Origin of the sequence: Limnobacter sp. (genome assembly GCF_036405155.1) — a bacterium.
In the GTDB taxonomy this organism is placed as follows: Bacteria; Pseudomonadota; Gammaproteobacteria; order Burkholderiales; family Burkholderiaceae_B; genus Limnobacter.
Genome location: NZ_DASWYD010000006.1, coordinates 737,575 through 750,042, shown reverse-complemented (window position 1 = coordinate 750,042; position 12,468 = coordinate 737,575). Strand labels below are relative to the sequence as shown.

Here is a 12,468-nt window from a genome sequence, read left to right as displayed (position 1 = left end):
TTATCCCCATTTGTTGGCACGGCTTCTCAATACCTCAAAAAAATACCGATAGCTGGCCCGGTCGTGCAGTTCACCTTTCATCTGGATTGGCCCCCAGTTGGCCTTTTCGGCTTCCTGTAGAACCAAGGTTGCCTCGTCCACCTCGGCTGCTGTGGGCAACAGGGCCGACACAATGTGGACAATCTGGGCAGGGTGAATGCTCCACATGCGCAGGTAGCCGAAATCCTTTTTGGCGCGGGCCGCATCGGCACCAGCCTGCTCAGGCTGAAAGATCTGCCGACTGACATTGTGTGAAGGCACCTTGCCAAATCGATGGCATGCCGCAGAAATTTCAAGCTTGGCACGTCGCACCAGCGGGGTTTCAAATTGTCCGGGGCTATTCAGCGCGCTTTTGGGGATTGCCCCACGGTGACCCGACACGAAATCCATCAAACCAAAACTGAGCGACTCTACGCCGGGCAAACCGGCAATCGCATGCACATCGGCCAATGCCCCGTGGGTTTCAATCAACACATGCAGCGGTGGGGCCGGTTTGTTGGCTTTGTTACACTGTTCGCCAATCCGCTCAAGCGCCCATTGCACATCGGCCAGTTTCTCCGGCTTGGGGAGCATCAAGAATGCAGGTGTCGGCACGTTTTCTTGTAGCACAGTCTGAATGTCCAGCTCAAAATGGCCATCGGCCACCGGGTGCAGGCGGACACCGGGCCGACGCGCCTCAGCGCCATGCAACTGTTCATATTCCTTGAGGCTCTGGGCGGCCCACTGCGCCATTACTTGCGGTTGCCCCACCTCCGCACCATCTTCCAGGTCCAGGGTGATGTCAAAGCACGCCCCCAATTCCGCTTGAAGCGTCAGTGCCTTTTCAAAAAACTTGGGCTTACCAGCGTAGTGGTCACACACCGGCAGGTGGCTGGGCAGCTGTCCTTCGCTGTAGAGAATGGTGGAGATGTGTTCAAGATCCAGTGTTGGTTTTTTCTGGCCCATGGCGACGTGTGGTTCCGAGTGGAGGGATCTGCTGGACATAAAAAAAGCCAGCGCGAGGCTGGCTTTCTTTTTAGCACACCCTGCGGTGCAATTACTTGCCCAGCAGGTGCTTCACGCCCTCGCGTTCTTCCATCAGTTCGTTCAGGGTGATGTTGATGCGCTCTTGGCTGAATGCATCAATGTCCAAGCCTTTCACGATTTCGAACTTGCCGTTGGCACATGTTACTGGGAAGCCGAACTGTGTCTTTTCGGGAATACCGTAGGAACCGTCGGAAGGAATACCCATGGTCACCCACTTGCCATTGGTGCCCAGTACCCAGTCGCGTACATGGTCGATGGCTGCATTGGCTGCAGAGGCTGCAGAAGAAAGGCCACGCGCTTCAATAATGGCAGCACCGCGTTTGCCAACGGTGGGCAGGAACGTGTTGGCATTCCATTCCTGGTCGTTGATCATGTCTTTGACGGAAGCGCCGTCGATGGTCGCAAAGCGGTAGTCGGCATACATGGTGGGTGAGTGGTTGCCCCACACGCACAGCTTTTCAATGCTGGCCACAGGCTTGCCAGTTTTTGCAGCAATCTGGCTCAACGCACGGTTGTGGTCCAGGCGAAGCATGGATGTAAAGCAGTTCGGGTCCAGGTCGGGTGCAGACTGTTGGGCAATGTAGGCGTTGGTGTTGGCCGGGTTGCCCACCACCAATACCTTCACATTGCGCTTGGCGTGGTCATTCAGTGCCTTGCCCTGAACGGTGAAGATCGCGCCGTTGGCTTCCAGCAGGTCCTTGCGCTCCATGCCTTTGCTGCGGGGGCGTGCGCCCACCAGCAATGCAACGTCCACATCCTTGAATGCAGTTGCAGGGTCATCGGTGATCACCACACCCTGCAACAGGGGAAATGCGCAGTCTTCCAGTTCCATCACAACACCTTTTACTGCTGGCAGGGCGGGGGTGATGTCCAGCAACTGCAGAATCACCGGCTGGTCCTTGCCCAGCATGTCGCCATTGGCGATACGGAACAACAAGCTGTAGCCAATTTGGCCAGCAGCGCCGGTAACTGCAACACGCATTGCGGGTTTGGTCATGACGAACACTCCAACAGTGAGATGAAAAATCGAAGGCCATAGTTTAGCCCCAAACGCTGACCGCTTGTTGACGAATTCCGGTTTTAGAGCCCTTTGTCTTTGAAAAGTCCTCTATAAGATATAAGATATGGGATAGAGAAAAACAGACCGAGACAACCTTGCCACCACCCAACCCGACATTCAGCCCCTTGTACCAGCAAATCAAAGGCTTGCTGATACAAAGCCTGCAAGATGGCGAATGGAAGCCAGGTGAACTCATACCTTCCGAAACTGAACTGGCCGTGCGTTATGGCGTAAGCCAGGGTACTGTGCGCAAAGCCATCGATGAATTGGCTGCTGACAACCTGGTGGTTCGAAAGCAAGGCCGGGGCACTTTTGTGGCGACCCACAACGAGGCCAAGGCGGAATACCGCTTTCTGCGCCTCACCGCCGATGACATCAACGTCGGCAAGCCAAAGTCAAACTACCTGTCGGTCGATCGTGTGCGTGCCAATTCCCACGTCGCCAAGTTGTTGGACATCAAACCCAGCGACTCTGTGTTTGTGGTCAAGCGCGTGCTGAGGTTTGACGGGGTGCCCCAAATTCTGGATGAGATCTGGTTGCCTGCATCGCAGTACAAAGGGCTCACGCTGGAGCGACTTCAGGCCTGGAATTCCACGCTGTATGGCTTTCTGGAAAGCAGTTTTGGGGTTCGCATGCTGCGGGCAATCGAAACCATCAAGGCAGTGAGCGCTGAAGAGGCCCAGGCCAATGTGTTGCAAGTGCCAGTGGGTGCGCCATTGTTGCTGGTAGAGCGGCAGTCCATGACCTATTCGGACCAGCCCGTGGAATTGCGCCGTGGCTGGTATCTGACGGACCGTTTTTCCTATAAAAATGAATTGTATTGAATTGATCTAATTGTATTGAGCCAAAATGACCCAAAAGCGTCTAAAAACCCCCAAAACTTCTGGGGGTTTATATTCAAGATTGAGGTGATTTGGTTCAAAATGTGGGTCTGTTTGGAACCGTATTCAACCCTGAGCGGCCCCCTCTAACCGGTTTTTTTACACAGAAGAAATTGAGCATGTCAAACACTGTTGCCAAAAAGCGTCCGGAATACCGGAACATACATGTCACTCAGATTCTCAAGTACCGTCTGCCATTGGCAGGCAAGCTGTCCATCCTGCACCGCGTCAGCGGCGCAGTCATGTTCTTGGCCTTGCCCATCATTTTGTTGCCACTGTTCGACAAAAGCTTGACCTCTGAATTGTCCTTTGAAGAGATGAAAGCACTGGTGGGCAACCCATTGGTGAAAGTGGTCTTGCTGGGCCTTATTTGGTCTTACATGCACCATTTCTGCGCGGGGATCCGCTACCTGGTGCTCGACATGCACGTGGGCACCGACAAGTATGCAGCAGCCAAATCGGCTGGTTCGGTGTTTGCGGTCAGCCTTACGCTCACGGCCATCTTCGGTCTCAAACTGTTCGGAGTGTTCTAAATCATGGGCAACAACATTGGTTCCAAGCGCCTGGTGGTTGGCGCACACTACGGTCTGAAAGAGTGGGTTGCCCAGCGCATCACCGCCGTCATCATGGCCCTGTATACCATTGGTCTCTTCCTGGCTGTGCTGTTCACGCCCGACCTCGATTACACCAAGTGGGTTCACTTCTTTAACTTCACATTGCTGTCCTTCCCGCTGGGCAAAATTTTGGCGCTGCTGGCCTTCTTGTCCCTGTGTTATCACGCCTACATCGGCATCCGCGACATCTGGATGGACTATGTGAAGCCCACAGGCATTCGCCTCACATTGCAAGTTTTCACAGCGTTGTGGCTGATCGGCTGTGCCGGTTACGCCGCTGATATTCTCTGGAGGGTCTGAAAGTGACTGCAGTTAAAACCAACCTTCCACGTCGTAAATTTGACGCGGTAATCGTGGGTGCTGGTGGCGCCGGTATGCGCTGCTCCCTGCAACTGGCGGAAGCCGGCCTGAATGTGGCTGTGCTGTCCAAAGTGTTCCCAACCCGTTCACACACTGTGGCCGCACAGGGCGGTATTGGCGCCTCTTTGGGCAACATGTCCGAAGACAACTGGTACTGGCACATGTTCGACACCGTCAAGGGTTCGGACTACCTGGGTGACCAGGACGCGATTGAGTTCATGTGCCGCGAAGCCCCCAAAGTGGTGTACGAGCTTGAACACTTTGGCATGCCCTTTGACCGCAATCCCGACGGAACGATTTATCAGCGTCCGTTTGGTGGCCACACCGCCAACTTTGGCGAGAAGCCTGTTCAGCGCGCCTGCGCTGCAGCGGACCGCACCGGTCACGCTTTGCTGCACACGCTGTACCAGCGCAACGTGCGCGCCCGCACACAGTTCTTCGTGGAGTGGATGGCCTTGGACATCATCCGCAACGCCGAAGGCGATGTGGTGGGTGTGACCGCGCTGGAAATGGAAACCGGCGAAATCATGATTCTGGAAGCCAAGGTCACCGTGTTTGCCACGGGTGGTGCTGGTCGAATCTGGGCTGCTTCCACCAACGCCTTCATCAACACCGGTGACGGCATGGGCATGGCGGCTCGTGCAGGTTTGCCACTGGAAGACATGGAATTCTGGCAGTTCCACCCCACTGGCGTGGCTGGTGCCGGCGTGCTGGTCACCGAAGGTGTTCGCGGCGAAGGCGGTATTTTGCTGAACTCCAACGGTGAGCGTTTCATGGAGCGCTATGCGCCAACCCTGAAAGACTTGGCCCCGCGTGACTTTGTGTCCCGTTCCATGGACCAGGAAATCAAGGAAGGCCGTGGCTGTGGCCCCAACAAGGACCACGTGCTGCTGAAGCTGGACCACTTGGGTGCAGACACCATCATGAAGCGTCTGCCATCCATCCGCGAAATTGCGATCAAGTTTGCAAACGTCGACCCCATCAAGGAACCGATCCCAGTCGTTCCAACCATCCACTACCAAATGGGCGGTATTCCAACCAACTTCTACGGCCAGGTTGTAGCCCCCAAAACACCGGGTGGCGCACAGGAAGTGGTCAACGGCATGTACGCCATTGGCGAATGCGCATGCGTGTCCGTACATGGCGCGAACCGCTTGGGCACCAACTCCTTGCTCGACCTGGTTGTGTTTGGTCGTGCCGCAGGCAATCACATCGTGTCGCAAAACTTCAAGTCGCAAACCCACCGTGACTTGCCAGCCGATGCGGGCGATTTCACCATGGAGCGCATCAACAAGTTGATGAACAGCACCTCCGGTGAGCGCACGCAAGACGTGGCCAACGGCATTCGCGCCAAGATGCAGCACCACTGCGGCGTGTTCCGCACCACCGAGTTGATGAACGAAGGTGTGAAGGTGATCAACGAGTTGGCCGAACAAGCCGACAACATTTTCATCAAGGACAAGTCCAAGGTGTTCAACACCGCGCTGGTTGAAGCCCTTGAATTGGCCAACCTGAAAGAAACCGCCAAGGCCACCATGGTGTCGGCTGCAGCCCGCGAAGAAAGCCGTGGTGCGCATGCTCACCGTGATTTCCCCGAGCGCGATGACGACAAGTGGATGAAGCACTCCCTGTGGTATTCCGAAGGTAACCGCCTGGATTACAAGGCTGTGAACACCAAGCCACTGACTGTTGAAACCTTCCAGCCCAAAAAGCGGACTTTCTAATCAAGGATTCGAGGTAATTAACATGAGCGGAAAGCGTGTAGTCAAATTCGAGATTTATCGCTACGACCCCGACACCGGCGAAGCACCCAAGATGCAAAAGCTGGAAGTGGAGCTGGAGCCCACCGACAAAATGCTGCTGGATGCGTTGATGCGCATCAAGAGCGATGTGGATGACTCCCTGTCATATCGCCGTTCTTGCCGCGAAGGTGTGTGTGGCTCTGATGCCATGAACATCAATGGCAAAAACGGCCTGGCCTGCATCACCAACCTGCGCGACCTGAAAGAGCCCATCGTTCTGAAGCCGCTGCCCGGTTTGCCCGTGGTGCGCGACCTGATTGTGGACATGACCCAGTTCTTCAAGCAGTACCACAGCATCAAGCCCTACCTGGTCAACGAAACGCCTCCCCCCGAGAAGGAGCGTTTCCAGTCGCCCGAGGAGCGTGAAGAGCTGGACGGCCTGTACGAATGTATTTTGTGTGCATGCTGCTCAACCAGCTGCCCATCGTTCTGGTGGAACCCCGACAAGTTTGTGGGCCCTGCTGGGTTGTTGCAGGCTTACCGTTTTATTGCGGACAGCCGCGACCAGGCAACAGGCGAGCGTTTGGACAACCTGGAAGATCCGTACCGGCTCTTCCGTTGCCACACCATCATGAACTGCGTGGATGTGTGCCCCAAGGGCTTAAACCCTACCAAGGCGATCGGCAAAATCAAGGAATTGATGGTGCGTCGCGCTGTCTGATACCCGACGCATTGCAATTTTTTTAAGCAATTCGGGGTTGTGCACTGCAAAACCCCGTTTTTTTTGTTGTAGTTTATGAGTCATCAACAGCATCAAACCGATCCAGCACAACGAGCCCGGCTTCGTTGGCGTGCCCGCAGGGGTTTGCTGGAAAACGATTTGATTATTCAGCGGTTTTTCGACAAATACGAAATGGAGTTGACCGACGACGACGTCGCGGCACTAACCCTGTTGTTCGAAGAAATCGACAACAAACTGCTTGATCTCCTGCTTGGACGCGCTGCACCAGAGGGAGACCTGGACACACCTGCTGTGCGAAGGGTGATCCAGTTGATGAAAGACGTTTAATTTAGACATAGACCATTAGAAGGAAATCCGATGAGCACCGAACACAAGGCCACGCTGTCGTTCACTGACGGCACACCGTCTGTTGAATTTCCCATCCACCAGGGCACGATTGGGCCAGATGTCATCGACATTCGCAAACTTTACGGCGCCACCGGCAAGTTCACCTACGACCCAGGCTTCCTGTCCACCGCATCGTGTAATTCCACCATCACTTACATCGATGGCGACAAGGGTGAGCTGCTGTACCGCGGTTACCCCATCGAGCAACTGGCCACCAACTGCGACTTCATGGAAGTGTGCTACCTGCTGCTGAACGGTGAGCTGCCCAATGAGTCCCAGCGTGCCGAGTTTGTGTCCCGTGTGTCCAACCACACCATGGTCAACGAGCAGATGCATTTCTTCCTGCGCGGTTTCCGTCGTGATGCACACCCCATGGCCGTGATGACTGGCTTGGTCGGTGGCATGTCTGCGTTCTACCCCGATTCCATGAACCTCATGGACAAAAACCAGCGCGACATTTCGGCGATCCGCTTGATTGCCAAAATGCCAACCCTGGTTGCCATGGCCTACAAATACGGCATTGGCGCACCGCACATGTACCCGAAGAACGAGCTGTCCTACACAGCCAACTTCATGCGCATGATGTTCGGCAACCCCTGCGAAGATTACAAAGTCAATGACGTGCTGGTTCGCGCCATGGACCGCATTTTCATTCTGCACGCCGACCATGAACAAAACGCTTCCACCTCAACCGTGCGTTTGTGCGCGTCATCCGGTACTAATCCGTTTGCCGCCATCGCCGCGGGTGTGGCTTGTCTGTGGGGCCCATCACACGGTGGCGCCAACGAGGCCTGCCTGAACATGCTGATGGAAATTCAGCAAAACGGTGGTGTTGAAAAGATTGGTGACTTCATCAACAAGGTGAAGGACAAAGACTCCGGCGTTCGCCTCATGGGCTTTGGCCACCGCGTTTACAAAAACTACGACCCCCGTGCAAAGCTGATGCGCGAAACCTGCCACGAGGTGTTGAACGAGCTGGGCCTGCAAGATGACCCACTGTTCAAGATCGCCATGGCCTTGGAAAAGATCGCGCTGGAAGACGAGTACTTCGTCAAGCGCAAGCTGTACCCGAACGTGGACTTCTATTCTGGCATCGTTCAAAAAGCGATCGGTATTCCAGTGCCACTGTTCACGGCCATTTTCGCATTGGCCCGCACCGTGGGTTGGATTGCCCAACTGAACGAAATGATTGCAGACCCCGAGTACAAAATCGGTCGTCCCCGTCAGCTGTTCATGGGTGCCACACACCGCAACGTCAAGCCCATCGGTCAACGTTAATCTGCGTTTTCGATGTGTTCAAAAAGCCACCTTCGGGTGGCTTTTTGTTTTGTTGTATCCTTGACGGATTATCAGGAGATTCACCATGTCAGACCGCCTCATTATTTTTGACACCACCTTGCGCGACGGCGAGCAAAGCCCTGGCGCCTCGATGACACGGGAGGAAAAAATTCGCATCGCCAAACAGTTGGAAAAGCTGAAGGTGGATGTGATCGAAGCGGGTTTTGCCGCGTCCAGCAACGGTGACTTTGAGGCCATCAAAAGCATTGCGTCTGTGGTCAAAGAATCCACGGTGTGTTCATTGGCCCGGGCCAATGAGCGCGACATCAGCCGTGCTGGCGAGGCCCTGGCTCCAGCAGAACGCCGACGCGTGCACACCTTCATTGCAACGTCGCCCTTGCACATGGAAGTCAAGCTGCGCATGACACCCGAGCAGGTGTTGGAGCAGGCCGTCAAAGCCGTGAAGCTGGCCCTTCAATACACCGATGATGTCGAGTTTTCTGCAGAAGACGGTTACCGTTCCGAGTTGCCTTTTCTGGCCCGCGTGTGCGAAGCCGTCATCAAGGCCGGTGCCAAAACCATCAACATTCCCGACACCGTGGGTTATGCCGTGCCATCGCTGTATGGCGAATTCATGAAGAGCTTGCGGGAAATGACACCCAACAGCGACAAGGCGGTGTGGTCCGTCCATTGCCACAACGACCTGGGCATGGCAGTGGCCAACTCGCTGGCTGGCGTGTCCTTGGGGGGCGCCCGTCAAATTGAATGCACCATCAACGGGCTGGGCGAGCGGGCCGGAAACTGCTCGCTGGAAGAAATCGTGATGGCTGTGAAAACCCGGCGTGACTTTTTCAACCTGGATGTCGGCATCGACACGTCTCAAATTGTTCCAGCCAGCCGTTTGGTCTCCAACATCACGGGCTTTGTGGTTCAGCCCAACAAGGCGATTGTGGGCGCCAACGCCTTTGCGCATGCATCTGGTATTCATCAGGACGGTGTGCTCAAGGCCCGCCAAACCTATGAAATCATGACCGCTGAGGACGTGGGCTGGACTGCCAACAAAATCGTGTTGGGTAAATTGTCGGGCCGCAACGCATTCAAGCAACGCCTTGAAGCCTTGGGCATCGAAATGGAATCGGAAGCCCAGCTCAACGAGGTGTTCCAGCGGTTCAAAGACTTGGCCGATCGCAAGGCCGAGATTTTTGACGAAGACATTCATGCCTTGGTCTCTGGTGATTCCATCGATGGCGGGCAGGATTTCTACAAGTTTGTGTCCCTCTCCCAGCGGTCTGAAACCGGCGAGCGTCCCCAGGCTCGGGTGGTGTTTTCGGCAGAAGGCCAGGAAATTGTGGCCGAAAGCGAGGGCAATGGCCCGGTGGACGCCACGGTCAAGGCCATTGAGTCGAGGGTCGCCAGTGGCGCCGAGTTGTTGCTGTTCTCGGTCAACGGCATTACCTCGGGAACCACAGAAAGCCAGGGTGAAGTGACCATGCGCCTTCAGCGCGGTGGGCGTATCGTCAATGGCGTCGGGGCAGACCCCGACATTGTGGTGGCCTCCGCCAAAGCCTATTTGTCCGCTTTGAACAAATTGCAGTCCAAAAATGAGAAATTGAACCCACAGGTTTGATTTCTCGTGGTTTTCCGCTACAATCGTGGGCTTGGTTGCTTGCCCATGGTTGGGAGGCGTAAAAGAGTTGTCCAAGTTTGTTCGCACGAAGCCTAGGCTGCTCGGTTGTTGAGCCGGTTTGCTTGGGTTTTCGCAAGTGGAGTTAACATGACTGTAGAAAACATCAACAAGGCAACCATCGTTGCCGAATTTCAACGTGCCAAGGGCGACACAGGTTCTCCCGAGGTGCAAGTGGCGCTGTTGACAGCCCGTATCAACTCGCTGGCCGACCATTTCAAGGCCAACGCCAAAGACCACCACTCACGTCGCGGCCTGCTGCGCATGGTGTCCCGCCGTCGCAAACTGCTGGATTACCTCAAGCGCACCGACACTGACAAGTACCGTACGCTGATCGGACAACTGGGCCTGCGTAAGTAATTGGTCTACGCCACAATCCGTTGATTGAACTCAAATGCCTGCAACAGTCGTTGTGGGCATTTGTGTTTTGAAACTCACGGGCTCTCGCATGGGAATGTGACCCACCGGGATAACTACAAGGAAGAGAAAAGTGTTTGAAATTCATCGTGAAACATTCCAGTACGGCCAGCACACTGTGACGCTGGAGACAGGCGAAGTCGCCCGTCAGGCCGATGGTGCAGTGCTCGTCACTGTGGATGACACCGTTGTTCTGGCCACTGTTGTAGCCGCCAAAACAGCCAAGCCTGGTCAGGATTTTTTCCCGCTGACCGTGGACTATGTTGAAAAATTCTATGCCGCCGGTCGTATCCCAGGCGGTTTCTTCAAGCGTGAAGGCAAGGCCACTGAAAAGGAAACGCTGACAGCACGTCTGGTCGACCGCCCGCTGCGCCCGCTGTTTCCTGAAGGCTTCTACAATGAAGTTCAGGTTGCCTTGACCGTGATGTCCTCCAATCCCGAAGTGAATGCAGACATCCCCGCGCTGATCGGCGCCTCTGCAGCATTGTCGATTGCCGGCATCCCGTTCAATGGCCCCATTGGTGCCGCCCGCGTGGGTTACATCAACGGCGAATACATCATCAACCCCACCACCAGCCAGTTGAAAGACAGCAAGCTGGACCTCGTGGTTGCCGGTACTGAGTCTGCCGTGCTGATGGTGGAGTCCGACGCTTACGAATTGACCGAAGACGTCATGCTGGGTGCCGTGGTGTACGGTCACGAGCAAATGCAAACCGTGATCAATGCCATTCACGCGCTGACTGCCAAGGCAGGCAAGCCCGAGTGGGATTGGCAAGCGCCGCCCAAGAACGAGCCGTTGATTGCCGCCATCACCGAATTGGCCGGTGAAAAAATCGCTGCGGCCTACAAAATCACGCAGAAGCAGGCCCGCAGCAAACGCCTGAAAGAAATCACGGCTGAAGTGCAAGCCGAGTTGCCAGCCAAGCTGGGTGAAGAAGGCATGGCCGGTGTAACGGGTGCCGACATTGGCGAGGTGTTGTTCAACCTGGAAGCCAAGGTTGTTCGCAGTCAAATCCTGAATGGCGAGCCGCGCATTGACGGCCGCGACACGCGCACTGTTCGTCCAATCACGGTGCGCACTGGTGTGCTGCCCCGTGCTCACGGTTCAGCCTTGTTTACCCGTGGTGAAACACAGGCCTTGGTGGTGACCACCCTGGGCACTGGTCGCGACGAGCAAATCATCGACGCCATCAACGGTGAGTACCGTGATCGCTTCATGTTCCACTACAACATGCCCCCTTATGCCACTGGCGAATGTGGTCGCATGGGTGCCCCCAAGCGCCGTGAAATTGGTCATGGCCGCCTGGCCCGTCGCGCCATTGAAAACCTGTTGCCCGCGGTGGAAGATTTCCAGTACAGCATGCGCGTGGTGTCTGAAATCACCGAGTCCAACGGTTCCAGTTCCATGGCGTCCGTGTGCGGTGGCTGTTTGTCCCTGATGGACGCGGGCGTACCCGTGAAGGACTTCGTGGCCGGTATTGCCATGGGCCTCATCAAGGAAGACAACAAGTTTGCGGTGTTGACCGACATTCTGGGTGATGAAGACCACCTGGGTGACATGGACTTCAAGGTGGCTGGTACCGAAAACGGTGTGACTGCCTTGCAGATGGACATCAAGATTCAGGGCATCACCAAGGAAATCATGCAGGTTGCGCTGGCTCAGGCCCGCGAAGCCCGTATTCACATCCTGGGCATCATGAAGGAAGCCTCCTCGGGTGTGGGTGAACTGTCTGATTTCGCACCCCGCATGATCAGCATGAAGATCAACCCTGAAAAAATTCGGGACGTGATCGGCAAGGGTGGTGCAACCATTCGCGCCATCACCGAAGAAACTGGCGCAACCATCGACATCAAAGACGATGGCACCATCACCATCGCGTCTGTCGATGGCGAGGCTGGCGAGAAGGCCAAAAAGCGCATTGAAGACATCACGGCCGAAGTGGAAGTGGGTGGTGTGTACGAAGGCACTGTGCTCAAGTTGCTGGACTTCGGTGCCATTGTGAGCGTGTTGCCTGGCAAAGACGGCCTGCTGCACATCTCTCAAATCGCCAACGAGCGTGTCAACACCGTCGGCGATTACCTCAAGGAAGGTCAGCAAGTGCGTGTGAAGGTTCTGGAGGCCGATGAAAAAGGCCGTCTGCGCCTGTCCATGAAGGCGTTGCTGGAGCAGGCAACACCGGAGGCACCAGCCGCTGGTGAAGCACCTGTTTCCGAAGGCAATTCCGAAGACTGAAGCTG

11 protein-coding genes and 1 pseudogene are annotated in these 12,468 nt (G+C 55.5%); 10 read left to right on the top strand and 2 right to left on the bottom strand.

What is annotated here, in order from left to right:
• Together VGE55_RS09860 and VGE55_RS09855 are read right to left on the bottom strand one after the other, a co-directional pair.
• Complete coding sequence (locus VGE55_RS09860; RefSeq protein WP_331131509.1) at positions 1–984, bottom strand: HpcH/HpaI aldolase/citrate lyase family protein; 984 nt, start codon at positions 982–984, stop codon at positions 1–3.
• 91 nt (positions 985–1,075) lie between these two features.
• Entirely contained in the window at positions 1,076–2,062 is a 987-nt protein-coding gene (locus tag VGE55_RS09855; RefSeq protein WP_331131508.1) for a malate dehydrogenase, read from the bottom strand.
• A 167-nt stretch (positions 2,063–2,229) separates the two neighbouring features.
• Here VGE55_RS09855 and VGE55_RS09850 point away from each other — a divergent pair.
• The 10 genes and pseudogenes from VGE55_RS09850 to pnp all read left to right on the top strand — a co-directional run.
• Positions 2,230–2,949, top strand: a pseudogene (locus tag VGE55_RS09850) (GntR family transcriptional regulator); the annotation flags it as partial.
• 176 nt (positions 2,950–3,125) lie between these two features.
• Positions 3,126–3,539 (top strand): succinate dehydrogenase, cytochrome b556 subunit, encoded by a 414-nt coding sequence (sdhC, locus tag VGE55_RS09845; RefSeq protein ID WP_256765042.1) that lies wholly within the window; start codon positions 3,126–3,128, stop codon positions 3,537–3,539.
• A gap of 3 nt (positions 3,540–3,542) precedes the next feature.
• Complete coding sequence (sdhD, locus tag VGE55_RS09840) at positions 3,543–3,920, top strand: succinate dehydrogenase, hydrophobic membrane anchor protein (RefSeq protein ID WP_331131507.1); 378 nt, start codon at positions 3,543–3,545, stop codon at positions 3,918–3,920.
• 2 nt (positions 3,921–3,922) lie between these two features.
• Complete coding sequence (sdhA, locus tag VGE55_RS09835) at positions 3,923–5,704, top strand: succinate dehydrogenase flavoprotein subunit (protein WP_331131506.1); 1,782 nt, start codon at positions 3,923–3,925, stop codon at positions 5,702–5,704.
• A 22-nt stretch (positions 5,705–5,726) separates the two neighbouring features.
• A complete protein-coding gene (locus tag VGE55_RS09830; RefSeq protein ID WP_256765039.1) occupies positions 5,727–6,443 on the top strand; it encodes a succinate dehydrogenase iron-sulfur subunit in 717 nt (238 codons plus the stop codon).
• Between the two features lie 75 nt (positions 6,444–6,518).
• Positions 6,519–6,791 carry a succinate dehydrogenase assembly factor 2 gene (locus VGE55_RS09825; protein ID WP_331131505.1) on the top strand — a complete coding sequence of 91 codons (273 nt, stop codon included), beginning with the start codon at positions 6,519–6,521 and terminating at the stop codon, positions 6,789–6,791.
• A gap of 30 nt (positions 6,792–6,821) precedes the next feature.
• Positions 6,822–8,129, top strand: coding sequence for a citrate synthase (locus VGE55_RS09820; protein WP_331131504.1), 1,308 nt, complete (start codon positions 6,822–6,824; stop codon positions 8,127–8,129).
• Between the two features lie 85 nt (positions 8,130–8,214).
• On the top strand, positions 8,215–9,756 hold the full coding sequence (locus tag VGE55_RS09815) for a 2-isopropylmalate synthase (protein ID WP_331131503.1): 1,542 nt from the start codon (positions 8,215–8,217) through the stop codon (positions 9,754–9,756).
• A 147-nt stretch (positions 9,757–9,903) separates the two neighbouring features.
• Entirely contained in the window at positions 9,904–10,173 is a 270-nt protein-coding gene (gene rpsO / locus VGE55_RS09810; RefSeq protein ID WP_331131502.1) for a 30S ribosomal protein S15, read from the top strand.
• Between the two features lie 130 nt (positions 10,174–10,303).
• The gene (gene pnp / locus VGE55_RS09805; RefSeq protein WP_331131501.1) at positions 10,304–12,463 is read left to right on the top strand and encodes a polyribonucleotide nucleotidyltransferase; all 2,160 of its coding nucleotides are present in this window, start codon (positions 10,304–10,306) and stop codon (positions 12,461–12,463) included.
• Positions 12,464–12,468 lie beyond the last annotated feature (5 nt).

Excerpts from the sequence above, each read along its gene's own strand:
- VGE55_RS09860 (WP_331131509.1), bottom strand. The coding sequence starts at position 984 with ATGGGCCAGAAAAAACCAACACTGGATCTTGAACACATCTCCACCATT.
- VGE55_RS09855 (WP_331131508.1), bottom strand. The coding sequence starts at position 2,062 with ATGACCAAACCCGCAATGCGTGTTGCAGTTACCGGCGCTGCTGGCCAA.
- sdhC (WP_256765042.1), top strand. The coding sequence starts at position 3,126 with ATGTCAAACACTGTTGCCAAAAAGCGTCCGGAATACCGGAACATACAT.
- sdhD (WP_331131507.1), top strand. The coding sequence starts at position 3,543 with ATGGGCAACAACATTGGTTCCAAGCGCCTGGTGGTTGGCGCACACTAC.
- VGE55_RS09830 (WP_256765039.1), top strand. The coding sequence starts at position 5,727 with ATGAGCGGAAAGCGTGTAGTCAAATTCGAGATTTATCGCTACGACCCC.
- VGE55_RS09825 (WP_331131505.1), top strand. The coding sequence starts at position 6,519 with ATGAGTCATCAACAGCATCAAACCGATCCAGCACAACGAGCCCGGCTT.
- VGE55_RS09820 (WP_331131504.1), top strand. The coding sequence starts at position 6,822 with ATGAGCACCGAACACAAGGCCACGCTGTCGTTCACTGACGGCACACCG.
- VGE55_RS09815 (WP_331131503.1), top strand. The coding sequence starts at position 8,215 with ATGTCAGACCGCCTCATTATTTTTGACACCACCTTGCGCGACGGCGAG.
- rpsO (WP_331131502.1), top strand. The coding sequence starts at position 9,904 with ATGACTGTAGAAAACATCAACAAGGCAACCATCGTTGCCGAATTTCAA.